Consider the following 24,361-nt stretch of genomic DNA (forward strand, 5'->3'; position numbering starts at 1 on the left):
ATCTGCAGCAGGGAATTTGCGGGTGCGGCCCAAATTTCCAGCGCGCTTCACGCCACTCTGATATTTCCCAACTTCGCACGCGCCCGCCCGCAACAGCAAGGCGACAAATCAATTCTGCAGCCGTCCCAGCACGTCCATGAGCTCGGCGATCTTCTGGCGCTGCTCGTCCTTCTTGCCCGACACGATGGCGTGCTCGACGCAATGGGCGACATGGTCCTTCAGCACTTCCTCCTCGACGCGCTTGAGGGCGGCGCGAATGGCGGAGATCTGCGTCATCACATCGATGCAGTAACGGTCCTCCTCGACCATGCGCGACACGCCGCGCACCTGGCCTTCGATCCGTCCCAGCCGCTTGAGGCAAGATTGCTTGGTGTCGTTTTTCATGCTTGCCATATACCCTATGGGGGTATATAGGGCAAGCGAGAAGATACCCTAAGGGGGTATGCCAGCGGAGACCTCATGCATAAGAAAGAAGACCACGGCGCCCACGCCCATCACGGCCATGACCATCATGGCGAACAGGGCTCGTGCTGCTCGGGCAAGGCCAAGACCGGCGCCGTCCCGCACCAGCATCAGGCGGCAGAGGCCCATTCCTGCTGCTCCGGCCCCAAGGCCGCCGGGACATCCGCCGATCATCTGGCAAAAGATCCCGTCTGCGGCATGAGCGTCACCAAGGCGACCGCCAAGCACACGATCAGCCACAAAAGCGAGACCTTCTATTTCTGCTCGGCCGGCTGCAAGGCGAAATTCGAGGCGGATCCTGAGCGCTATCTGAAGCCCAAGACGGAAGCGCCGGAAGCCGATCCTTCCGCCATCTATACCTGCCCGATGCATCCCGAGATCCGCCAAATCGGGCCGGGCTCCTGCCCGATCTGCGGCATGGCGCTCGAGCCCGAGATCGCCAGCGCCGACAGCGGACCGAATCCTGAGCTCGCCGATATGACGCGGCGCTTCCGGATCGGCCTCGTCCTCACCCTGCCGGTCCTCGTCCTGGAAATGGGCCGCCATCTCTTCCCGGCGCTGATGCATGCCGTGCCGGGGAATGTCTCGAACTGGCTGCAGCTCATTTTCGCAACGCCTGTCGTGCTGTGGGCGGGCCTGCCCTTCTTCGAGCGCGGCTGGCGCTCGCTGGTGACCGCCAGGCTCAACATGTTCACGCTCATCGCCATGGGCACCGGCGTGGCCTGGATCTATAGCGTGATCGCCACGCTGCTTCCCGGCATTTTCCCCGAGTCCCTGCGCAGCCACGATGGCAGCGTGCCGGTCTATTTCGAAGCCGCCGCCGTTATCACGGTGCTCGTGCTTCTGGGACAGGTGCTGGAGCTGCGCGCCCGCGACCAGACCTCGGGCGCCATCAAGGCCCTGCTCGGCCTCGCCCCCAAGACCGCGCGCCGCATCAGCACCAATGACAAAGAGGAAGAGATCGCGCTCGATCTCGTCCAGGCGGGCGACATATTGCGCGTGCGCCCCGGCGAGAAAGTGCCCGTCGATGGCGAGGTCATCGACGGGCGCTCGACGGTCGATGAATCGATGATCACCGGCGAAGCCATGCCGGTGAGCAAGGCGGCAGGCGCCCATGTGACCGGCGGCACGCTCAACCAGACAGGCGCCCTCACTTTGCGCGCCGTCAAGGTCGGGCGCGAGACGATGCTGGCGCGCATCGTACAGATGGTGGCGGAAGCGCAGCGCTCGCGCGCCCCCATCCAGCGCCTGGCGGATCAGGTCTCCGGCTGGTTCGTGCCGCTTGTCATCGCAGTGGCGGCGATCGCCTTCGCCGCCTGGATGCTGCTGGGGCCGGAGCCCCGCTTCTCCTATGCGCTGCTGGCGGCGGTCTCCGTCCTCATCATCGCCTGCCCCTGCGCGCTCGGCCTCGCCACGCCCATGTCGATCATGGTGGGCGTCGGCAAGGGTGCCGAGAGCGGCATATTGATCAAGAATGCCGAGGCGCTGGAGCGGCTGGAGAAGGCCGATGCGCTGGTCGTCGACAAGACCGGCACGCTCACCGAAGGCAAGCCGAAAGTGACACGCATCATCGCCGCATCGGGCCTTGAAGAAAACGACGTCCTGCGTCTCGCGGCCAGCGTCGAGCGCGCCTCCGAGCACCCGCTCGCTCATGCGATCGTCGCCGCCGCGGAAGAGAGGAAGCTCAGCCTGCCGAAGGTCGCGGATTTCGATTCACCGACCGGCAAGGGCGCCAGGGGCAAGGTCGAGGGCAAGATGGTCGTCCTCGGCAATGCCAGATTCCTCAGCTCCGAGGGGATCGACGCGGGATCGCTGGCGAGCCCGGCGGAGCAATTGCGGCAGGACGGCGCCACCGTCATCTTCGCCGGCGCCGACGGCCGGATGCTGGGCGCCATCGCGATCGCCGATCCGATCAAGGCGACGACGCCCGAGGCGTTGAAAACATTGCGCGAGGCCGGAATCCGCATCGTCATGCTGACCGGCGACAACCGCACCACGGCGGAAGCGGTGGCGCGCCAGCTCGGCATCGGCGAAATCGAGGCCGATATCCTGCCCGACCAGAAGGCCAAGGTCGTCAAGCGCCTGCAAAGCGAAGGCCTGGTCGTCGCCATGGCGGGCGATGGCGTCAATGACGCGCCGGCGCTCGCCGCCGCCGAGATCGGCATCGCCATGGGCAAGGGCACCGATGTCGCTATCGAAAGTGCCGGCTTGACCCTGCTCAAGGGCGACCTGATGGGCATCGCCCATGCCCGGCGGCTGTCACGCGCGACGATGCGCAATATCCGGCAGAACCTGCTCTTCGCGTTTCTCTATAATGCGGCGGGCGTGCCGGTGGCGGCGGGCCTGCTCTATCCGACCTTCGGGCTCCTGCTGTCGCCGGTGATCGCGGCGGCGGCCATGGCGCTGTCTTCGGTGAGCGTCATCGGCAATGCGCTCAGGCTGCGGGCGATGAAGCTGTAGCCATCGAGTACATCTGATGCCGTTCATTTACTGCTGACATCGCAGCTCTTTACATTGTGTGCGCAAGCGTGAGATTCGGGAAATATCAGGATTGAAGACTTTGCGACCGGGTTCAACCCGGCCATATCGCCCGGTGCTGCCGGGTTGGCATGCAGGGCTCATATAGCTCGCCAGCGTTCTGATGCCTCTATCGGAACTACTGCTCCACTCTTCGATCATGAGCCGGCCTCGCGGCCACCTACGATAGTCCGCCCTGAAAGGATCAATGCACATGGTACTCGATCGCCGAATCGCAAATCAAATCGCGCGCGCACTGGAATATGCGGAGAACAGAAGGAGGGGCGAGATTGACGCCCCCGATGGGACTGCCCAGACCAGCGCGGCCTCGGGCGACAATGGCGCAAGCCAGCTTGTGCCGACGCCGCGTCCTCACCCCTTCCGCGATCCGTCGCGCTTCACTTTCAGCGGCGAACTTGCCGGAATGGCGCGGAAGAACGGCGTTCCTGCCTACGAACAGCTCGTTCAAAATGTTGCGCCCAGCACGTTGTCGCGCCTGGCCAATCTTCAGACGATGTCCGGCAGGCCGTTTGACGTCTATGGCGCATACAACCCGGACGAACATGCAGATAACTCCGCACACAAGTTGGGCAAGGCCTTTGACATAAATCTCTCTACCTCCATTCCCGAGAGAGCACGCCTCATCGAGGATGCAACACGGATGGGTTTTGCCGGCACCGGGACTTATGACGAGAACAAGCCGGGCATTCGCAATCCGGGCGTTCATATTGACGTTGGGCGGCAGCGCAGCTGGGGCGGGCACACAAAAAAGACCGGGAGCCTGCCCACTCCCGGCTGGCATAAAGCGGCCATCAAGCGCGGCCTCGCTGCCGGTGAGCCGGATATGGAGGCGATCGCCGCAAAGGCGGCGGCAGGATATCCGATATTCCGCCGACGAGGTCAGTGATATCCGCCCTTGGCCTTCCCCATAGTCTCGGAGGGGGCGCGGCTGAAACATGCCTCCTCCGGATCAGAACCGGTCATGCTCCGTGCAAGGCCAGAAGACCCGACTCTTGTAGAGTACGATGTCCTGGTCGCGGTAGTCGGTGCCTTCGCTCCAGTAGTCAATCTTGCCGAAAGTTATGTGCTCCACCCAGAATGGGTCTTCTGCCAAGTTTGTTGTCTTACCTCTAAGGCGAAATTCCGGGCCCTTCTCAAAGAAGACGAGTTCAGCGGGGGGGCCGGTCTCGTCAAATCCATAGGAACAATATTTGGAAGTTGGGGATTTGGCGTAGCAGGTTGCCGCACCGAATATCAATGCTACCGAGGCCAAAGCCAATCGCATGATGTGGGTATCCAATACCATGACGGTCTCCGGTCCGAGCTTTCTTCTCTGTGATCAACATCGATGACAGATCAGACGAAGTCCACCGCCAGCTTCCGTCGGTCGATCTGACTGTGCAGCAGAATTGCAACCTCTGCCTCTCAAAGAGCTGCCAAGATGGTGCGATCTTCTCCATGTCATGAGAAAGTCTGTTACAATTATAAATTGTATATTTAGTTTCGACAAACTACAGTAGCATATGAAAAGAGCGGCCCAAAGAAAAAAGGAAGACATGAGCGAAGGCTCGGCCCGGCGATCCAGCCCTCAACACCACACAGTCGTTGCACGGATTGACTGGATGGCTGCTGCAAGGGCGGCCATGACGAGTGGGGAGACTAGGCTGCCACGCCAGCCTTCGCCCGTGTCGGGTTGTGCTTCATGAAGTTGAGCGTGTGCTCGAAGGATGTGACGCCGGCTTGCGAGCCGAGGCCGGTGGCGTTGAGCGCCGATGTCGCCTGGGCGAAGCGCACCGTGGTCTCGGGATCGAAGCCGCGGCAGAGGCCGACGGCGAAGCCGGCATTGAAGGCATCGCCGCAGCCGCAGGTGCATTTGACCTTCACCTCGAAGGCGGGCACCTGGAAATGCCGGCCCTGGGCGTCGTGGTAATAGGCGCCATCGGCGCCGCGCGTGAAGACGCAGGCGCCAACGCCCAGATCGATGAAATGGCGGGCATTGTCGGCGAGGCCTGAGAGCCCGGTGAGCGCGCTCGCTTCCTCGATCGAGGGCATGAAGTAATCGATATGCGGCAGCACCTGTGCCACCGCCGGCAGGTCGGCTGGTGAGCTGGCAAAGACATCGAGCGTCGTGGTGGCGCCATGCGCCTTGGCCGCCTTCATCAATTCGGCATTGCGTCCCTTGTCCATCCTGTCCATGAGGCCGATGCCGCCAATATGGACGACGCTTGCATCGATCACTTGCTTGAGAAGCTGATCGTCGACGAAGAAATCGCCCGTCGCGCCCTTCATGTGAAGCGCCGGGCGGGTACCGTCGGCACGGGTCGTCACGATCGAGGATGAAGTGCGCGAGCCTTCGATCTTCTGCATGGCGGAAGTGTCGACGGAGAAGCTGTTCAGGCGCTGCAGCACCCAGTCGCCCATGAGGTCGGGGCCGACGCCGCCGACGGCCAGGACCTTGAGCCCCATCTTGGCGGCGGCGATCGCCGCCGTGCCGGCCGCACCCGACACCGCGAGCGTCAGCTCGTCGATGAAATGCGTGCCGCCGCCTTCCGGCACCGAGGTGAAGGGCCAGCCGAGACAGTCGAAAGTGTAGAAGCCGATCGATGAATAATCGTATCGCATGCCCAGGTTCTCTGCCCTCGCCGAAGAAGCGACAGCCTATTCAAAAACTCACGCCAGCATCAAGGCCGGTTCTTCAATGAAGGATCTGAAGGCCGCCAGAAGCTCGGCCCCCAGTGCGCCATCGACCGCGCGATGATCGCAGGAGAGCGTGCAGGTCATCTGCGTCCGCAGCACGATCTCGCCATCGACCGCCGCCGGGCGCTCGATGCCGGCGCCGACCGCGAGGATGGTGGCATGCGGCGGGTTGATGATCGCCGAAAACTGCTCGATCCCATACATGCCGAGATTGGAGACGGCCGTCGTGCCACCCTGATATTCGGAAGGTGTCAGGCGACGGGCGCGGGCGCGCGCGGCGAGGTCCTTCATCTCGAGCGAAATCTGCGACAGTGTTTTCGTCTCGGCCGAGCGGATGACCGGCGTGAAGAGACCGCCTTCGACCGCCACCGCGACGCCGACATCGCAAGTCCGGTGCCTGAGAATGCCGGCATCCGTCCAGGTGACATTGGCACGGGGCACGCGCTGCAGAGCGAGCGCCAGCGCCTTGATGACGAAATCATTGACCGAGAGCTTCCAGGCCGGCTGCTTGTCACCACCGCGTGGCGCACTTTCATTGAGGCGCGCGCGGATCGCCAGGAGCTGGCCCAGGTCGCAAGTGAGGGTGAGATAGAAATGCGGCACCGTCTGCTTCGACTGGACCAGGCGCTCGGCAATGATGCGGCGCATACCGCTCAGAGGCTCGATGTCGTAGCTGCCCGGCGGATAGAGGCTCGACACATCCGCGGCCGGCAGCCGCTCCGCCGGCGCGGGCTCGCCGCGGAAGTTCTTCACATCCTCGGCCTGGATGCGGCCATGGGGGCCGGTGCCCGAGATCGACGGCAAGGACAGCCCGCGCTCGCGCGCCAGGCGGCGGGCGAGCGGTGTGGCGCGGGGCAGGCCGGATGGCGAGACCGTCCTCGATTCATTCACCGGTGCCATCGGCGCGGCCACACTATCCTGGCGGGCCGGCGCGCTGACGGCGGGCTTGGCCGGCTGCGGCGCGGCTGACACCGTCTCGCCGGCGCCATAGATGAAGGCAACCGGCGTGCCGACCGGGATGTCGACGCCTTCGCCCACGGTGATGTTGCGGATCACGCCGTCGCCCGGCGCCTCCACTTCCATCGCGGCCTTGTCGGTCTCGATCTCGAAGATCGGCTTGCCCTTGGCGACGGTCTCGCCTTCCTTGACATACCACTTGCTGATCTTGCCCGTGGCCATGTCCATATCGACACGCGGCAGGATGACCTCAACCGGCATGGCACGCCACATAGACCGCCGTGTTGCCCTCTCCCCGCTTCAGCGGGGAGCGGGAGGGACCCGTTGCGGAGCAATGGGAGGGTGAGGGGCCTGTATGAAAACTACGCGCAGGCCCCTCACCCTTCCCGCCGCTGCGCGGCGGGCCCCTACCCTCTCCCCGCTGAAGCGGGGCGAGGGTAATAGTTGACGAACGATGCGTGAGATCTTGCATCCGACTAGATCCTGCCGGTGACGAGGCTGCGGACCGAGGCGACGATGCCGTCGCTCTGCGGCACGGCGGCTTTTTCGAGCACCGGATTGTAGGGGATCGGCGCTTCCACGCCGCCCAGGCGGACGATCGGCGCGTCGAGATAGTCGAAGGCCTCGCTCTCTGCGATCATGGCGCTGATCTCGGCGCCGATGCCCAGCGTCTTCACGCCTTCATAGACGCAGACCAGGCGGCTCGTCTTCTTGACGCTGTCGATGATGGTCTGCGTGTCCAACGGGCGCAAGGTGCGCAGGTCGATGACTTCGGCCTCGATGCCTTCGCCCTTCAGCACTTCGGCGGCTTCGAGGGCCCGATGCACCATGATGGCGGTGGCAACGATGGTCACATGCCGGCCTTCGCGCCTGACCACGGCCTTGCCGATCGGCACGCGATAGGCCTCTTCCGGCACATCACCCTTGGTCTTGTAGAGAAGCTTGTGCTCGAAGACCATGACCGGATCGGGATCGTCGATGGCCGCGAGCAGCAGGCCCTTGGCGTCATGCGGCGTCGAGGGCTGCACCACCTTGAGGCCCGGCACATGGGCGAACCAGGCATCGAGCGACTGGCTGTGCTGGGCCGCGGCGCCGGTGCCCGAGCCCGCCGGAAAGCGCATGACCAGGGGCACCGAGACCTTGCCGCCGAGCATGAAGCGGATCTTCGCCGCCTGGTTGACGATCTGCTCCATCGCCAAAGTGGCAAAATCGGAGAACTGGAATTCGAAGACCGGCCGGCAGCCGGCGAGCGCCGCGCCGACCGCGACGCCGGCCGCGCCCAATTCGGCGATCGGCGTGTCCATCACCCGGTCCTCGCCGAAGCGATGGACGAGATCGCCCGTCACCTGGAAGGCGCCGCCATAGACGCCAATATCCTCGCCCATGAGGAAGACTCGGCTATCGGCTTCCATGGCCTGGGCCAGCGCCTCCTGCACCGCCTGGGCATAGCTCAATTCGCGCATCAGGAGGCTCCGCCGGTATAGACATCGCGCGCGACTTCGGCGGGCGAGGGATCGGTGCCGTTGCGGGCGAATTCGATGCCGGCCGCGATCTCGGCCTCGGCAGCGAGGCGGATCGCCTCCACCTCGTCCTTGCCGAGAATGCCGAAGGTCTCGAGATTGGCCTCGAAGTGACCGATCGGGTCACGCGTCTTCCATTCCTCGATCTCTTCCCTGGTGCGGTAGCGGTTGCGGTCGCTCTTGGAATGGCCGCGGATGCGATAGGTCTTGGTTTCGATGAGGGTCGGGCCTTCGCCGTTGCGGGCACGCGCGGTGGCGCGCATGACCGCTTCCGAGACATCCTCGATGCGGTTGCCGTCGACGATCTCACCCGGCATGTTGTAGGCGGAGGCGCGGTCGGCGACATTGCGCACCGCCATCGAGCGCTCGGTCGATACCGACATGCCGTATTTGTTGTTCTCGCAGATGAAGAGCACCGGCAATTTCCAGATCGCCGCCATGTTCAGCGCCTCATGGAAGGCGCCTTCATTGGAGGCGCCGTCGCCGAAGAAGCATACCGCCACATCGTCACGCTTCTGCTTGCGGATGGCAAGGGCGGCGCCCACCGCGATCGGCAGGCCGCCGCCGACAATGCCATTGGCGCCGAGATTGCCGCTTTCGACATCGGCAATATGCATCGAGCCGCCGCGGCCGCGGCAATAGCCTTCTTCCTTGCCGAAGAATTCGGCGAACATCAGCGCAGGGTTGGCGCCCTTGGCGATGCAATGGCCGTGGCCCCGATGAGTGGAGGTGATGTAATCGGTCTTGCGCAGATCCATGCAGGAGCCGACCGCGCTCGCCTCCTGGCCGATCGAGAGATGCATGGTGCCGTGGATGAGGCCGCGGGTATAGGCTTCCTCCGCCCCTTCCTCGAAGCGGCGGATCAGATACATGCGGCGCAAGGCGTCACGCAGCGCATCGCCATCGAAATGGCGGTAGAACTCGCGCAGGTTCGAGACGGCGGCGGCTTCCTTGACGGCCCGGGTCATGCGGTTGCCTTGCTCAGCATCTCGTCCTGGCGGCGGCGCAAGGCCACGATGCGCGAGCCCTGATCGAGCGCCACATTGTCATGGGTCAGCAATTCGCCCTTGCGGATGGGCTTCACGACCTTGCCCTGCTCGAGCAGGCCGCAGGGTAGCGCCCCGGCCTCGGCGGCACCCTCATAGGTCATGATCCAGGCGCGATAGGTGTATTCGCCGATCGCATCGAGCGTGTCGCCGACATGGAGATCCTTCTTGGCGACGGCGCAGACTTCCGCCGAGGGACGGTCGAGCGGCTGCATGTCGGCCGTGCCATAGAGAACGGCACGGGCGCAGGAGAGCGGCACTTCCAGGCTGGTGAGATGATAGGGCCGGTAGAAGGTGTAATAGGGGCCCGCTCCGAGCTTCAGGTCATGCATGCGCTCGCGCACGCGCGGATGCGCCATCTCGGCAATCACGAAGACGCCGGGCGCCACGCCCTTGCCGATGGAATAATCGACGACGCCCTTGCGCGACAGCACGCCGCCATCCGCCTTCGGGCACAATACTTTTTCGAGCTCGGGCAAAGTGGCCTGCGGGCCGTGCATGCCGGGGCAATCGGGAACGAGGCCCGTGGCATTGGCGATGGCCGCCATTTCGACCATGGTCTTGGAGCCGTCGACGAATTCGACCAGCATGCGCGGATTCATGTTGCGCCGCTTCGCCTCGTCCATATAGGCGTCGGGCGTGGCCGCGATATTGAGCGGGTTGTTCTTGCCCTTGCCGGCGGCGACGATCGGATAGCCGAGGCTCGAGACGAAATTGATGAGCTCCATGCAGGAGCTCGGCTCATCGCCCGCCCCCAGCGTATAGACGACGCCGAGGCGCTTCGCCTCGCGCTGCAAATAGGCGCCGATGGTGACGTCGGCCTCGACATTCATCATCACCAGATGCTTGCCATGCTCCATGGCGAGGAGGCCGATCTCGGCGCCGACCGCCGGGCGGCCGGTGGCATCGATGATCACATCGATCGCCTCGCTGGTGCAGACGGTCTGCGCATCATCGGTGATGGCGGTGCGGCCCTTGTTCAGCGCCTCTTCGAAGGCCGCCTTGCCGCCCGCGACCACGTGGCTCTCGTCCGGCCTGCCGGCGATCGACAGAGCGCGTTCCGCCGCCTTGATGTTGATCTCGGCAATGGCGGCAACGGTGATGCCCGCCATCTGGTCGCATTGGGTGACGATATCGGTGCCCATCTCGCCCGATCCGATCAGGCCGATCCGGATCGGCCGGCCTTCCGCCGCCTGGCGGCGGGCCAGATCAGCGGCAAGCGAGCCGGAAAAGCTGCCTCGATTTTGACGGGCTGCGACAGCCATTCTGCCTCCCCATGAGTTCTTGTCGGTTATCTTGGTCGAGAATAGATACTTTTATACTCCTGATTGTCAATATGTAATGGTATTTTGCTGCTTTGCAGCGTCGGATTTGTGCAGAGCGGCACGGACTCTCGGCAAGAAACCGCAGCATTCTTTGCCATTTTAGCCCCAGAGATCTAATGGAACAAATGATCTTTCTGGTAGAAAGTGTTGCATTTTCAGGCTGGCGGTATAGTGTTTGCGCCGCCAAGCGCAGAACAACAATATGAGATGGGAGACGCGGCAGATGCAGGGACGCCATGGCTGAAATCAAACTGCGCGGAGTGTCGAAGTCTTGGGGCGACTTCATCGGCGTCGACAATATCGACCTCGATATCAGGGATAAGGAGTTCATGGTCTTCCTCGGCCCCTCGGGCTGCGGCAAGACCACGACCATGCGCATGATCGCCGGCCTCGAGGACCCGACCCAGGGCGATATCAGCATCGATGGCGAGAGCGTCAATGACGTCGATGCGCGCGACCGCGACGTCGCCATGGTGTTCCAGAGCTATGCGCTCTATCCGAACATGTCGATCTACGACAATATCCGCTTCCCCCTGAAGATGCGCGGCATCCCTGCCGGCGATCACGACCGGCTGGTGCGCAAGGCCGCCCAGATGGTGGAGCTCGGCGATTATCTCGACCGCAAGCCGCGCGCTTTGTCGGGCGGCCAGCGCCAGCGCGCCGCACTGGCGCGCGCCATCGTGCGCCAGCCGCAAGTGTTCCTGATGGACGAGCCGCTGTCCAATCTCGATGCGAAACTGCGCCTCACCATGCGGGCCCAGCTCAAGCATATCCAGCGCCAGCTCGAGACGACGACGATCTATGTGACGCATGACCAGATCGAGGCGATGACGCTGGCCGACCGCATCGCGGTCATGAACAAGGGCAAGATCCAGCAGCTCGGCACGCCGGACGAGGTCTATAACAACCCCAACCATCTGTTCGTCGCGGGCTTCATCGGCTCACCGCCGATGAACCTCATTCCGGGCGCACTCGAGAATGGCGATTTCGTCGGGCCCGATACGCGCGTCACGGGCGCAGGCCAGGGCAATCATGCGAAAGTGGTCTTGGGCATAAGGCCGGAAGACATGCAGATCGTCGCGGCGAAGGACGGAAATCTGGTCTCCAAGCTCTATTCGCTCGAGCCGACCGGCGATGTGACGCTGGTGACCGCCTGGGCCGGCGAGCAGCTCGTCGTCGCCAAGGGCGCGCGCACGTTCCGGCAAGAAGTCGACACGCCGATCGCGTTCAATTTCGCCAAGGGCCGCGTGTTCCTGTTCGATGGTGAGGGCGGGAATCGGATCTAAGGCAGTGCATCGATTTTTTATGTATCGAGCGACAAGCGCATCTACCGCCACTCGTCATGGCCGGGCTTGACCCGGCCATCCAGACGACGCCAGTCAGCTGATGCATGGAAAGGCTGGATGGCCGCCTCAAGGGCGGCCATGACGAGAGAGGAAAACGGACGTATCGCGGTTCGGTGTTGTGAGTCAGATGCCGCGCATCAAAGCCATGATTTCATCGGTAGATAGGCCCACGCCGGCGTGACCACGCTGCTTTGCAAACCGGCTCAATGGGCGCTTTCCATCGGCTCGGATGAGCACGACATTTCCATCGGAACCTCGGCGAAATTCGACCGTGCTGCCTGCGGTAATTCCCAGCAGATCACGGACCGCCTTTGGAATGGTTACTTGACCTCTGGCATTTACGATCATGCTCAATACATCCCCTGTATCTCGGCCAGTTCCCGGGCGAGGCCTGCGACGTCGCGCTTGGCGACGAGGCTCTCGATCACCGGCAGGCGCGGCGCGATCAATGCGCCGACGACGGCGAAGAACTGATCCTCGTCGAGCTCGTCCGCGGGCTTGCCCTGCTCGGCGAAGAGAAGCGCTATGCAGGCAATGGCGTAGACGGTGAGATTCTGGTCATCGGTGCGGGCGATGACGGATGCGTCGCGGGGCTTTCCGGCGCGCGCGATCGGCGCGACTTCGACCAATGCCATGATCGCATGGGCGAGGAAATCGGGCTCAGAGCCGTTCAGGCCGGCGCCGATGTCGGCCAGCAAAGTGCGGCGCGCCGCATCGACGCGGTGCTCGAGGACGAGAAAGGGCGGGGTGCGGTAGCGCCGCAGGATGTGGATGGCGGCGCGGTAGAAATAGGCATTGAACAGCGGGTTGACGAGGAAGCTGTCGGCGCGGATGGCGGCCGCCACCTCGTTCATGATGCCATGGGTGAAAGGCGAGGGCAGCTTGCGCCATTCCGGCGCGAAGAGCGTGATCGACAGATTGACCGACCAGGTGGTGAGCCGGTCGGCGATGCGCGCCAGCCGCGATACGAGGGCGGCAAGCAGATAGCCGCCGGGGCGGATATCGGCCGGCGGCGCGGCGGGGCGCGCAGGCGCCTGCCCGGCCGCCTCGAGCGGGCGGCCCCAATATTCGGCGCCCGACAGGATGCGCATGAAGAATTGCGCGGTGCGCACGCTGTCGCGGGCGCCTGCGGCAGCGCAAACGGCATGCGAGGCGAGCGTGTCCTGGTGGCGCGAAGCAGTGGTCATAGGCCTATTCAGCCCTTAACGGCGCCCATCGTCAAGCCGCGCGAGAGATGCTGCTGGATGGCGACAACCAGGAGCATGGCCGGCACGAAGGCAATGAAGGCGACCATGGCGATGGCATTATATATGATGCCGTCGGAGCCTCCGGTAAAGTTGGCGAGCGCCACCGAAAGCGTATAGGCGTTCTGTGTCGAGGCGATGAGCAATGTGAACAAAAATTCATTGATGGCGAAGATGACGGCAATGACACCCGCGGTGATGATGCCCGGAAGGCACATCGGCACGATGATCGACACCAGGATGCGCAGGTCGGAGGCGCCGTCGGTCCTCGCCGCATCCTCGATCTCGGGCGGGATGTCGAGCATATAGGAGCGCACGATCCAGGTGACGAGCGAGAGGTTCATCGCCGCATAGATCAGCATCAGCGCCCAGACCGAATCGAGCAGGCCCATCGTCTTGAACAGGAAGAAGATCGGAATGGCGACGACGGCCGGCGCCATCATGCGGGTGGAGAGGATGTAGAAGCCGATATCCTCGCGGAAGCGGTATTTGTAGCGCGCCAGCGAATAGGCGGCGGGAATGGCGAGCAGGAGATCGATCAGGACGCTGCCGAAGATGGCGATGAGCGAATTGCGCAAATAGGCACCCATCGGCCAGGACGACCAGATCATGTTCCAGGCATCGAGCGTGAAGGTGGGGAAATAGAGCGGCTGCGGCAGGACGATCTCGGTGCGCGGGCGCAGGCCGATGGTGAGGAACCAGATGATCGGGGCGACGCAGAACAGCGCCCAGGAGCCGAGCACCAGATAGCGCAGCAGCAGCGATCCGGCATTGCCCGTCTTGCGGCGTCTGGCCATGGTCTAGTCTCTCCCCGAACGGAAGAAGCGCTTCACGAAGCTCTGGGCGATGATCACGGTGAGCGCCAGCAGCAGCACGGAAGCGGCCGAGGCATAGCCGAAGTCAAAGCGCTTGAAGCCGGTGCGGTAGATGAAATAGCTCATCGTCTCGGTGGCGCCGCCCGGCGTGCCGCCGGTGATGATGAAGATCGAGGTGAACATGGTGACGATGTCGATGCCGCGCAGCACCAGGGCGACCGCGATGATCGGGCGCAGCATCGGCAGCGAGATGTTCCAGAAAATCTGCGACCAGCGGGCGCCGTCGAGGCGCGCCGCCTCCTCGATCTCGGCATCCTGGCCCTGCAGTGCGGCGACGAAGATGACGAACAGGAAGGGCGTCCACTGCCAGACATCGGTGATGATGAGGGAGAGGCGGGCGAGCCAGACATCGCCCAGAAAATCGAGCGGCTGACCGATGAGGCCGATGCGCATCAGGAGATCGGACACCACGCGCCCGTCATTGAAAGCGAGCTTCCAGATGAAGGAGACCGCCGAGGGCATGAACAGCATCGGCAGGAGAAAGACGATGCGCCAGCTGCGGATGAAGGGATCGCGGTAAGCGAGGGCGGCCAGCGTCAGCGCGATGAGGAATTCAAGCAGGAGCGCGCCCGAGCCCATGAGGAAGGTGTTCCACAGGCTGGCCCAGAACTCATTGTCGGCGAGAAGCTTGCTGTAGTTGTCGAGCCCGATGAAGGTCCAGCTGTTGAAGCGGACGCGGAACAGGCTCTGATATATCGCATAGAGGCCGGGATAGAAGGTGATGCCCAGAAGGTAGATCACCGCCGGCGCGACCAGCAGATAGGGAAAGGCCTTGCGCTGCAGCGGGCTGCGGCGCCTCCTGAGAGGCGAACGGGCGACCTGCGCCGCCCGTCCGGAGTTCAGTGTGATGGCTTGAGCCATTCTGTCGAAACATCCTCATGCTGAGGTGCGAGCGAAGCTAGCCTCGAAGCATCCATCAGGATAAAGCGAGACTGTTGCACCAGACCCTTCGAGGGCCGCTACGCGGCCACCTCAGGGTGAGGGTGACAGGCCGAACAAAGCCTATCACGCCTCGTTACCCAAGTCAGACCGGCGGCGTCTTGCCCTTGCCGACCCAGGTCGCATCCACCACGGCGGCATAATCGATGGGCGGCGTTCCGGAATAGAAGCCGTTCTTGTCCATGATCTCGCGCCAGGCCTTGACGCCGGCATCGAGCGCCTCCTTCGGCGTCGTCTGGCCGACGACCGCCTTGTTGATCTCGTTGCCGAGCACCTGCTCCATCTCGAACATGCCGGGCAAACGCGGGGCGCACCAGGCATAATCGAGCTCGGTGCCCCAGACTTCGGCAGGCTGCGAGACCTTCTTCAGATTGGGATTGGTGAGGACCGAGCGATAGCCCGGCGCCACGCCATTGGCGTTGGCCTCGTTCATCGCCATGATCGAGGCGGTGGTGAGGAAGGCCAGCATCAGGAAGGCGCCTTCCGGATTCTTCGACGAGGCGGTGACGACCGAGGTCGAGCCCGCGATGTTGGGCGGCGCGAAACGGCCGCCTTCGACGCGCGGCTCATAGATGGTGATCACGTCGCCGACGATCTTGCTCTGGTCGGGACGCGTCGCCTGGGTGCCGGAATCCTGCCAGGAGATGTTGCTGGCGAGCTGGCCGCCGAGCCAGGCGGCGCGGTTCTCGCCCCAGCCCCAGCCGGCGACACCGGCCGGCGCGTTCTTCTGCAGCGCCAGGATGGTCTCGATCGCCTTGACGCCGGCATCGGAATTGAACACCGGCTCCCATTTGTCGTTGAAGAGATCGACGCCGAACTGGGCGGCGAGATGCTCCCAGGTATAGGTCGACCAGAAGCCGCGGGCCGCCATGAAGCCGACGCCGGCAACGCCCTTGTCGGTCTTGTTGAGCTCGGCCGAGAAGCGGATCAGGTCGTCATAGGTCTTGATGGTGCTCTTGGCGTCGACATCGCCGCCGGTGACTTCCTTGAAGTATTTCGAGCGGACATGGATCTGCTGGATGTCGCAGTCGAAGGGAATGCCATAGAGCCCCTTGCCGCCCCACATGCCGTAATTGAGCTTGTAGGTGTCATAGAAGTCATCGATCGGCAGCTTCCACTTGGCCGCATAATCGTCGAGCTTGGCGAGGAAGCCAGGGGCGGCGAAATCGCCGAGCCAGGGCGAGAAGAACTGCAGCGCATCGAAGCTCGCATTGCCGGAAATGAATTCGGCGACCACCTTGTCATAGAGCGAGTCGTCCGGGATCGGCACCAGCTCGACCGTCATGCCGGAGAGCTCCTGGAACGGCTTCAGGCCGTCGGCGGCGGATTCGGCATCGGCGGCGCCGATCGCGAATTTGACCGTCTTGCCGGCGAATTCCTTGCGCACCTGCTCCCAGTCGACGGTACGGATCCAGTCCTTGCCGGGATCCCACAACTGCTCGTCATCGGCGAGCTTGTACAGCTCGCGATAGTCCTTCTTCACGTAATTGCCGACATTGATCTTGGCGAGCACGCTCGCCGGATCCGGCAGCTCGGCCGCGAGGCTGCGGCGCACATTGAACAGGCTGACGCCGCCCGTGCCCACGAGGCCCGCGGCGCCGAAGGCCGTGGCCGATTTCAGCAAGGACCGGCGCGACAGACGACCGGCTGGTTTGTGCAACATCACTCTTTCTCCTCCCTAGGATTGGCCTGATGAGGCTTGATTGGGCGCAATGTCAGGCCGGACATCGCGCCAGTTCTCCGCAACCTCGCGGTCGCGCAACAGAATCCCGGAAAAATGCGGCAAGAACCGATCAAGGCGAGCGGCAAGATATTGCTGCTGGCAGACGGCACCATGCTCCTCCCACACCCGTTTCGTGACGGTGATTATTCTTCGATTGGAGTGAGAGTACTAAACTACAATTTCGAATGCAAATGTTTCGTAATTCATTCGCGGCAAAAATAATGCTGCTTTGCAGCATGAAACATGCCGTCTGCGCGAGTTTTCGCGTTAAATCATGCTGATGACGGCCTTTATCGCCCCGCTCCGTGGCTCAAAATTGGACAATTACAGGATACAATCGTATACTCGCTTCGCATTTTGTATCTCTGTCACCTTGAACATAAAGGCGAGACGAACACATTATGCTAAGCTATTCCCCCTGAGGACCAGCCGGAGGATAAGCAACAGGCGACATGCTCGAGAAGACGCCAACACGAAGAGGCAAAGCCGCCGCCGGCGAAGCCAGCCCCGGACGGGTGGCGCGCAACCGCATGCGCATTGCCTGGATGTATTATGTCGAGGGCCTGACCCAGAACGAGATCGCCGACCGGCTCGGCATCGGGCGCGTCACGGTGGTGCGCAATATCAATGAAGCGATCCGCCAGCGCGAAGTGAAGATCTGGATCGAGGGCGATGTCGCCGAATGCCTGGAGCTCGAAGGCCAGCTCAAGGAAGCCTTCGGCTTCAAGGAGGCGATGGTGGTGCCCGAGCCCTCCAATCCGGCGCTGACCACCAAGGCGATCGGGGTCGCCGCCGGCATGTATATCACCGACAATCTCACCGACGACATGTCGATCGGCGTCGGCTGGGGCGCCACACTCTATGAATCGCTGCAGACACTGGCCCCGCGCGAGCTCGAGAATGTCCAGGTGATCTCGCTCTTGGGCGGCATCGTGCAGGCGCGCCGCTACAACCCGTCCGAATTCGCCTGGCAGGTGGCGCGCATGGTGGGCGCCGACTGCTATCTCCTCACCGCGCCGGCCGTGGTCGATTCACCCGAGACGCGGGAAACGCTGATCGAGAAATGCGGCCTGCGCGACGTGCTGCGCCGCGCCGACCGGCTCGACATGGCGGTGCTCAGCTGCGGGACGATGGCGCCCGATTCCACCGCCTTCCGCTTCGATCTGCTTTCCGACGAGGACCGCACCGCCTTGATCCGGCTCGGCGCCGTCGGCGACATCTTGTTCAATTTCTTCGATCGCGAGGGCCGGTTGGTCGATCACCCGATCAATAAAAGAGTGATGTCGATCCCGATCGACCAGCTGCGCGACGTGCCGAAGCGGATGATCGCGTCCGGCGGCAACGAAAAGGTCGACACGCTGCTCGGGGCCATCAAGCTCATCGATTGCAATGTGCTGATCACCAACGAGGCGACGGCCCGCGAGCTGCTGATCAGGAGGACGTGACCCCGCCATGATGCTGACCCCGCTCAAGCCGGAAGTGCTCAAGGTCGACGACCTCAGCCATGAGGCGCGGCGCTTCCGCACCATCGTCTGGTCGTTCCAGCGCAATCTCGACCTGCTGTTCAAGGGCACGGGCCTCACCGCCAAGGTCGATCATGCCGCCCTCGCCGAAGCCTTTGCGCGCTGGCGGCAGAAATTCGACCAGTCGAAGCACCTGGCCGATGTCAACCGCAACGACTATGTGATCTATGCGGCAGGCCTCATGTTGCGCGAGCTGATCGTCGCCGCGCCCTTGAAGGCAAGCCAGGGGGAAGAGCTGCCGACGCTGCCGGGCGGCATCGATCATCCGCTGGCGCGCTGGCCCGAAGGCTATGCCTATACGAGCTTCTGCCTGTCGGTGGCGGCCGCCATCCTCAAGGAACTGGGCGATGACGAGCCGACGCCGGCCGAGGTCACCGATGATCCGGGCTTCTGGAACTCGTTCCGCGAGAACACGCATGAGGACCCCGAAACCGCGGTCGGCTTCTTCGACCTCGTCTGCGGGCGCGAGCCCAACTGGGCAGCGCCCGGCGTGCTGTGGCTGCGCAAGGCCTTCGCCCAGCACGGCAAGCTCCTCGACGACAAGGTGTAGAGCGTGATCCGATAACATCCGATTTCTCCCTCCGCCGCGCGCAGCGCGGGGAGGGTGGCGCGCGGAACGCGCGACGGGTGGGGTGTCTACGCAAGAGAGATTTTGCAAGCAGCGCACTCACGCCAATCATTAGATCCGCCGCGGCGGCAAGACCCCACCCGTCCGCCCTCTCGCTTTCGCGAAGCCGAGGCTTCGCTTCGGCGGAGCAAGGTCGGGCGGCCACCCTCCCCGCGCTGCGCGCGGCGGAGGGAGGTTCCTTCCCAACCCGGTTTTAACGATCTGTATACCGAATCAGCTACGCTCGTTCTCCTACCTTCGGGAGGAGTCCCATGAAGCGGGTACTGGCATTCGGCGGCGCGTTCCTGACATTGCTCATTGCCGGCGTGCTGGCGCTGCCCTTCATCATCCCGCATGATTTCATCGGCGGCCAGCTCAAGCAGGCGATCAAGGCCGAGACCGGCCGCACACTGACGATCGGGGAGGCGCCGAAGCTCGTCTTCTGGCCGGATTTCGCGGTGACCCTCAAGGATGTCCGGCTCTCCAATCCGCCCGGCATGTATGAGGGCCAGTTCGCGCAGATGGACGAGATGCGCATCCGCGTCGAAGTCGCGTCACTGTTCGATCGCCGGCTCGACATCAAGGAGCTGCATTTCATCCGCCCGAAGCTCTCGCTCGTCATCGACGGCGAGGGCCGGCCGAACTGGGCAATGTCGAATGGCGAGACGGAACAGACCGGCGGCAGCGGTCCCGGCATCAAGACGGGATCGATCGCGCCCATCACCATCGAGGACGGCGATGCGCGCTTCCTCGATGAGCGCTCCGGCAAGGCCTTCATGGCGCAGAATGTCGACCTCGTCGTGACACTCGATTCGCTGACCGGCCCGGTCGCGGTCAAAGGCTCGCTCGAGACCCTGGGCGATGAAATCACGCTGGCTTTCGCCGTCAGGGCGCCGACCGCGCTGGCGACGGAAGGCTCGCCCCTGTCGCTTGCGGTCAAGAGCAAGCGGCTCGATTTCGGCTTCACAGGCGAGGCCGTCATGCGCGACGGCCTGACGCTCGACGGCACGATCACTGCGGCGACGGGATCGCTGCGCGAGCTGGCCCGCTGGGCCAGGATCGCCGTGCCGGACGGACCGGGCTTCGGTCCCGCCCGGATCAATGGCCGCATCGCCTTTGGCGGCAAGAGCCTCAAGCTCAGCAAGGCCAAGATCACGCTCGATGGGCTCGCCGCGCAAGGCGATGTGGCGCTCGACCTCACGAGCAGGCCTGAGGTGAGCGCCAGCCTCGGTTTCGACACGATCGATGTGAACCGCTATCTGCCGCCACAGGACGCAACAGCGCAGGCAAAGGCCGGGACCGGCTGGAGCACGGCCCCCATTGCATTCCAAGGCCTCGGCGTGATCGATGCCAAGCTCAAGCTCAGCGCCAACCAGCTCATCTATCGCGACCTCACCACCGGCAAGATCGCCATCGACGCGACGCTGAAGAACGGCCGGCTCGATGCCAGGCTGGGCCAGATCGCGCTCTATGGCGGCAGGGCGCAAGGCCGCCTGGTGCTTGACGGCGGCGGCAAGGTGCCGGCGCTGCAGATGACCCTCGACGCCCGGGGCTTCGATGGCCTGCGCCTGCTCAGAGACTATGCCGGGCTCGAGCGTTTCGAGGGAACAGCAGGCGCCCGCCTCGCTCTCGCCGCCAAGGGCCACTCGCAGCGGGAGCTCATCGCCTCGCTCAATGGGACAGCTGCGCTCAGCTTCACCAAAGGCGCCGTGCGCGGCATCGATATCGAGGCGATGGTCAGAAGCCTCGGCACCAATATCCTGACCGGCTGGCGCCAGGATGGCGATGCCAGGACGCCCTTCGAGGGGTTGAGCGCTAGCTTCACGGTGGTGAACGGCCTCGCCAACACCAATGACATCAATTTCGTCAGCCCGGTCCTGTCGGTGAGCGGCGGCGGCATCATCGACCTGCCGCGCCAGGCGCTCAATCTCAAGGTGAGCCCGACGCTCACCATGGCGGCGGCGCAGGGGCTCGATCTCGCCGGCCTGTCGGTGCCCATCATCGCCAAGGGCCCGTGGGCCAACCCCAAGATCTATCCCGATGTCAAAGGCATACTGGACAATCCGCAGGCCGCCTATGACACGCTGCGCAGGCTGGTCGGCGAGGGCAATACCGCGAGCATCGAGCAGGCGGGCCAGGCCGTCAAAACCCAGATCAAGGACAAGGTCTCGGGCGAGATCGGCAAGGTGCTGGGCAATGAGGAGGCCGGCCGGGAAGCCGGCCAGATGATCGAGGACCAGGGCCAGAAGCTGCTCAAGGGGCTGTTCGGCGACAGTCAATAGACCGGGGCGGAAACCGGTTTCCCGGCGATCCCGATCCATGCCAACATCCGCTGGCGGAGAACCCAGCGGATGAGACCCCACGCATTATCGCCAGGCGCCAATTTGCTGACGGTGCCGGCCGTCGCCATCGACACGGAGACGACCGGGCTCGACCCGCGCCAGGCGCGCATCATCGAGCTTGCGGCGGTCAGGATCCATCGCGGCCACATCGTCAAGGACGAGACTTTCTCGTGCCTGGTCAATCCGGGGATCGCCGTGCCGGAGGACTCCCGGCGCATCCATGGGATAAACACGGAAGACCTCGCCGGCGCCCCGGAGTTCGGAGAGGCCGGGCGAAGCTTCTCGGCCTTCGCCGGCCACAGGCTGATCATCGGCTATGCCCTGGGCTTCGATCTGGCGATGCTCGAGCGCGAGTTCAGCCGCGCCGGCTTGCCGTGGCAGGCACCACGCGCGCTCGATCTGCGCCATCTCGTCCGCCTCGCCATGCCGGAATTTGCCGAGCATTCCCTCGAGGGGCTGGCGGGGCGGCTCGGCATCGCCGTCAGCGATCGCCACCGGGCCCTGCCCGACGCGAAGCTCGCCGCCCGCATCTATCTTCGTCTCGTGCCCCTCCTGCGCGACCGCCACATCCGCCTGCTGGGCGAAGCCGAGGCGGCCTGCCGCAAGCTTGCGCCGCGCGCCGTGGAGGAAGCGGCGGCGGGCTGGCATTCGCTAGAGCCCCCGGCCGCCGATCCGACCCTGGTGCGCATCGACAGCTATCCCTACCGGCATGTGGCCGCCGACATCATGGCGAGCCCCCCTGCGACCGTGGCGCGCGTGCAAAGCCTGCGCGAGGTGCTGGCCGCGTTTGCGCAAAGCCAGATCAGCTCGATCTTCGTGCGGCCGGATGGGCCGGAGACACGCTGGGGCATCATCACCGAGCGTGACGCGCTGCGCGCCATCGCCGCCGACCCGCAAACCGCGCTCGAGCGCCCGGCCGCCGACATAGCGAGCTTCCCGCTCAAGACCGTGCAGGCGGGCGATTTCGTCTATCGCGCCATTTCGCGCATGAACCGGTGGCAGTTCCGCCATCTGGGCGTCGCCGACGAGGACGGCAATATCGTCGGCGCCCTGTCGGCGCGCGATCTCCTGCGCCAGCGGGCCCAGGACGCGGTGGCGCTCGGCGATGCGATCGAGGAAGCGCGCACCGCCCGCGCTTTGGGCGAAGCATGGTCGCGGCTGACGCTCGTCGCCGCGGCGCTGGTGCGCGAGGAAGTCGATGTCCGCGACATCGCCGCCGTCATTTCAGGCGAGCTGCGCGATCTCACCCGGCGCGCCGCCAAGATCGCCGAGGACGAATTCCGCGCGGCCGGCCGGGGATCCGCGCCTTGCTCCTACTGCTATCTGGTCCTCGGTTCCGGCGGGCGCGGAGAGAGCCTGCTCGCTCTCGATCAGGACAACGCGATCGTCTTTGCCGAGGGCGAGCCCGGCGGCGAAGCGGATCAATGGTTTGCCGCTCTCGGCGAACGCGTCTCGGCCATCCTCAACGCCGCGGGCGTTCCGCTGTGTGCCGGCGGCGTGATGGCAAGCAAAAGCGGGTGGCGCATGTCGCTCGCCCAGTGGCGCCGCAAGGTCGGCACGTGGATGGGACGGCTCGACCCCGAGGACCTGTTGAGCGTCGATATCTTCTTCGATGCCGCCCCCGTTCATGGCGATCTCGCGCTGGGACGGTCACTGCTCGAGGAAAGCCGCAGGGCGGCCGCCCAGGCGCCCGAGCTCACCAAGTTCCTGGCGCTCAGGGCCAGCTCCTTTCAGTCGCCGCTCGGCTGGTTCGGACGTCTGCGCGGCCACGAAGGGCGTGTCGATCTCAAGCTCGGCGGGCTGATGCCGCTGTTCTCGACGGCGCGCGTCCTCGCCCTGCAGAACGGGCTTGACGAAAGATCGACGCCCGCCCGTCTCGAAGCCGCCCGCGATCTGGGCGCGCTGGCGCCCGAGCTCGCATCCGCCCTCATCGCCGCGCACCGGATCCTTCTCGATGCCGTCCTGGCCCAGCAATTGCGCGATATCCGCAGCGGCGTGCCGCTTTCCAACCGCGTCGCGCCCGCAGACCTTCAGGCCGAGCAGCGCGACCGCCTGCGCTGGGCCCTGAAGCAAGTGCCGGATGTGGCAAATGCGCTGGGCGATCCCCTCGCCTGATCCCGCCTTACTCCATCATGGCGACCAGGAACGGCAGCACCAAGGCCGTCACCAGCAAAAGGGCGGCTACGGTCGCGGTCGATCGCGCATACCAGAAATAGGCATCCCGCAGCGCCAGGCCTATGACCTGCTGGGCGACATGGGCCGACGGACGCTGCGAGACTTCGAGCATCAACCAGGTTTCCGTCTTCGCATAAGGCCGTCGCGGCGCGGATAGAGCGCGCATCACCAGAATGGCGGTCATCAGCATGGTCAAAAGACCACCGGATCTGGCGGCGAGATTCGGATCGTAGCTCAGTCCGACCATGGAGCAGAATATGGCAAGGGCGCCGAAGCCACAGGCGCGTCCGACCGAGAGATAGGCGGCTTGCTCGACAGCTTGCATCCCAGGACCTTATCATCGCAGCCGCCCCATGCAGCTCACATTCGCATGATGCCCGGATCAGAGACCCAGGGCCTTCATGATCCCCGGCAATGACGGCAATGTCAGGACCAGAACGCCGGCCAGCCAGACATAGCCCGCCACGGCCGACCGAGATTGTCCGGAGAGACGCTCGTAGAGAGCCGCCGGCACGCCGCCGATCATCAAGGTCAGCGTGGCCGTGATCAGCGAGCTGAGCAGGAAGAGAAGCGGCACGATCACCGGCAGGAACGACGGGTACCATACCGGATGAAGGGCAAAGACGGCGATCAGCGCCGGTGAAAAAATGCCGTTCAGGATGGCAAGGCCGACGATGACGACCAGATGGTGCTGGCTCATTCCACTCTCACCCATTGGAAATGTCCGGCAGCAATCCGAAATGACCGAACAAGGCGACGAGCGCCAGGCGCAGCAGCATGAGCCAAAGCACCGAGAAGATGATCACCACGATGCCCGGCAGCACGGCCGGCGTCACCAGACGCACGGTGCCGACGACCGGCCGGGTGATCGCGACGAAGGCCCGCCAGATATAGTTGGTCCAGTTCTCCGGCACGAAGAACGAAAGCAAGAGCCGGCCGATCAGCGTATACATCACCGCGGCCAGGACGAAGTTCGGCAGATGGAAATACCAATAGGGAAGCAGGGAACTCATCGCGTCCATTCAATCATGGCAAGCGCAAAAAGAAAACGGGGCCCTGAGGC

Annotated in this window: 22 protein-coding genes; 7 read left to right on the forward strand and 15 right to left on the reverse strand. The window is 64.0% G+C overall.

The genetic code is table 11. The features are described from left to right. Positions 1-108: 108 nt before the first annotated feature. On the reverse strand, positions 109-384 hold the full coding sequence (locus DT068_RS11570; protein ID WP_119389994.1) for a metal-sensitive transcriptional regulator: 276 nt from the start codon (positions 382-384) through the stop codon (positions 109-111). 75 nt (positions 385-459) lie between these two features. Between DT068_RS11570 and DT068_RS11575 the strand changes: the two genes are divergently transcribed. Together DT068_RS11575 and DT068_RS11580 are read left to right on the forward strand one after the other, a co-directional pair. Then, positions 460-2,922, forward strand: coding sequence for a heavy metal translocating P-type ATPase (locus DT068_RS11575; RefSeq protein ID WP_119389995.1), 2,463 nt, complete (start codon positions 460-462; stop codon positions 2,920-2,922). Positions 2,923-3,193: 271 nt separating this feature from the next. After that, positions 3,194-3,886 (forward strand): hypothetical protein, encoded by a 693-nt coding sequence (locus tag DT068_RS11580; RefSeq protein WP_162914149.1) that lies wholly within the window; start codon positions 3,194-3,196, stop codon positions 3,884-3,886. A 63-nt stretch (positions 3,887-3,949) separates the two neighbouring features. On the opposite strand, the gene DT068_RS11585 is transcribed toward DT068_RS11580, so the two are convergent. From DT068_RS11585 to DT068_RS11610, 6 genes are all read right to left on the reverse strand, one after another. Beyond that, complete coding sequence (locus DT068_RS11585) at positions 3,950-4,285, reverse strand: hypothetical protein (RefSeq protein WP_119389997.1); 336 nt, start codon at positions 4,283-4,285, stop codon at positions 3,950-3,952. A 353-nt stretch (positions 4,286-4,638) separates the two neighbouring features. After that, positions 4,639-5,601, reverse strand: a complete 963-nt coding sequence (locus tag DT068_RS11590) for a carbohydrate kinase family protein (RefSeq protein ID WP_119389998.1) — start codon at positions 5,599-5,601, stop codon at positions 4,639-4,641. Between the two features lie 48 nt (positions 5,602-5,649). Next, positions 5,650-6,894 carry a dihydrolipoamide acetyltransferase family protein gene (locus tag DT068_RS11595; protein ID WP_119390255.1) on the reverse strand — a complete coding sequence of 415 codons (1,245 nt, stop codon included), beginning with the start codon at positions 6,892-6,894 and terminating at the stop codon, positions 5,650-5,652. Between the two features lie 215 nt (positions 6,895-7,109). Beyond that, a complete protein-coding gene (locus tag DT068_RS11600) occupies positions 7,110-8,096 on the reverse strand; it encodes an alpha-ketoacid dehydrogenase subunit beta (protein ID WP_119389999.1) in 987 nt (328 codons plus the stop codon). Next, entirely contained in the window at positions 8,096-9,121 is a 1,026-nt protein-coding gene (locus tag DT068_RS11605; protein WP_119390000.1) for a thiamine pyrophosphate-dependent dehydrogenase E1 component subunit alpha, read from the reverse strand. The genes DT068_RS11600 and DT068_RS11605 overlap by 1 nt, the downstream gene beginning before the upstream one ends. Next, a complete protein-coding gene (locus tag DT068_RS11610) occupies positions 9,118-10,464 on the reverse strand; it encodes an NAD(P)H-dependent oxidoreductase (protein ID WP_119390001.1) in 1,347 nt (448 codons plus the stop codon). The genes DT068_RS11605 and DT068_RS11610 overlap by 4 nt, the downstream gene beginning before the upstream one ends. Before the next feature lie 296 nt (positions 10,465-10,760). Between DT068_RS11610 and DT068_RS11615 the strand changes: the two genes are divergently transcribed. Continuing rightward, on the forward strand, positions 10,761-11,810 hold the full coding sequence (locus DT068_RS11615; RefSeq protein WP_119390002.1) for an ABC transporter ATP-binding protein: 1,050 nt from the start codon (positions 10,761-10,763) through the stop codon (positions 11,808-11,810). A 183-nt stretch (positions 11,811-11,993) separates the two neighbouring features. On the opposite strand, the gene DT068_RS11620 is transcribed toward DT068_RS11615, so the two are convergent. The 5 genes from DT068_RS11620 to DT068_RS11640 all read right to left on the reverse strand — a co-directional run bounded on the left by DT068_RS11620 (position 11,994) and on the right by DT068_RS11640 (position 16,591). Next, positions 11,994-12,218, reverse strand: coding sequence for an AbrB/MazE/SpoVT family DNA-binding domain-containing protein (locus tag DT068_RS11620; RefSeq protein ID WP_438816428.1), 225 nt, complete (start codon positions 12,216-12,218; stop codon positions 11,994-11,996). Between the two features lie 2 nt (positions 12,219-12,220). Further along, complete coding sequence (locus DT068_RS11625) at positions 12,221-13,057, reverse strand: hypothetical protein (protein WP_119390004.1); 837 nt, start codon at positions 13,055-13,057, stop codon at positions 12,221-12,223. Between the two features lie 8 nt (positions 13,058-13,065). After that, positions 13,066-13,911, reverse strand: coding sequence for a carbohydrate ABC transporter permease (locus DT068_RS11630; protein WP_119390005.1), 846 nt, complete (start codon positions 13,909-13,911; stop codon positions 13,066-13,068). Positions 13,912-13,914: 3 nt separating this feature from the next. Continuing rightward, positions 13,915-14,850: a carbohydrate ABC transporter permease gene (locus DT068_RS11635; RefSeq protein WP_119390006.1), complete on the reverse strand. Its 936-nt coding sequence runs from the start codon at positions 14,848-14,850 to the stop codon at positions 13,915-13,917. 163 nt (positions 14,851-15,013) lie between these two features. Further along, entirely contained in the window at positions 15,014-16,591 is a 1,578-nt protein-coding gene (locus tag DT068_RS11640; protein ID WP_119390007.1) for an ABC transporter substrate-binding protein, read from the reverse strand. A 512-nt stretch (positions 16,592-17,103) separates the two neighbouring features. On the opposite strand from DT068_RS11640, the gene DT068_RS11645 reads away from it, so the two are divergent. From DT068_RS11645 to DT068_RS11660, 4 genes are all read left to right on the forward strand, one after another. Beyond that, the gene (locus DT068_RS11645) at positions 17,104-18,096 is read left to right on the forward strand and encodes a sugar-binding transcriptional regulator (RefSeq protein WP_119390008.1); all 993 of its coding nucleotides are present in this window, start codon (positions 17,104-17,106) and stop codon (positions 18,094-18,096) included. A gap of 7 nt (positions 18,097-18,103) precedes the next feature. After that, on the forward strand, positions 18,104-18,724 hold the full coding sequence (locus DT068_RS11650; RefSeq protein WP_119390009.1) for a hypothetical protein: 621 nt from the start codon (positions 18,104-18,106) through the stop codon (positions 18,722-18,724). A gap of 329 nt (positions 18,725-19,053) precedes the next feature. Next, positions 19,054-21,063, forward strand: coding sequence for an AsmA family protein (locus DT068_RS11655; RefSeq protein ID WP_119390010.1), 2,010 nt, complete (start codon positions 19,054-19,056; stop codon positions 21,061-21,063). A 69-nt stretch (positions 21,064-21,132) separates the two neighbouring features. Further along, a complete protein-coding gene (locus DT068_RS11660) occupies positions 21,133-23,238 on the forward strand; it encodes a DUF294 nucleotidyltransferase-like domain-containing protein (RefSeq protein WP_119390011.1) in 2,106 nt (701 codons plus the stop codon). Positions 23,239-23,245: 7 nt separating this feature from the next. Here the strand turns inward: DT068_RS11660 and DT068_RS11665 are convergent, their stop codons facing one another. From DT068_RS11665 to DT068_RS11675, 3 genes are read right to left on the reverse strand one after another with little or no spacing between them, the layout of a single operon-like run. Beyond that, positions 23,246-23,623 carry a hypothetical protein gene (locus tag DT068_RS11665; protein ID WP_119390012.1) on the reverse strand — a complete coding sequence of 126 codons (378 nt, stop codon included), beginning with the start codon at positions 23,621-23,623 and terminating at the stop codon, positions 23,246-23,248. 57 nt (positions 23,624-23,680) lie between these two features. Further along, positions 23,681-23,998: a hypothetical protein gene (locus DT068_RS11670; RefSeq protein WP_119390013.1), complete on the reverse strand. Its 318-nt coding sequence runs from the start codon at positions 23,996-23,998 to the stop codon at positions 23,681-23,683. Between the two features lie 7 nt (positions 23,999-24,005). After that, positions 24,006-24,311: a YggT family protein gene (locus DT068_RS11675; RefSeq protein ID WP_162914150.1), complete on the reverse strand. Its 306-nt coding sequence runs from the start codon at positions 24,309-24,311 to the stop codon at positions 24,006-24,008. Positions 24,312-24,361 lie beyond the last annotated feature (50 nt).

It is taken from the genome of Taklimakanibacter lacteus (assembly GCA_003576695.1).
Taxonomy (GTDB): domain Bacteria; phylum Pseudomonadota; class Alphaproteobacteria; order Rhizobiales; family Aestuariivirgaceae; genus Taklimakanibacter; species Taklimakanibacter lacteus.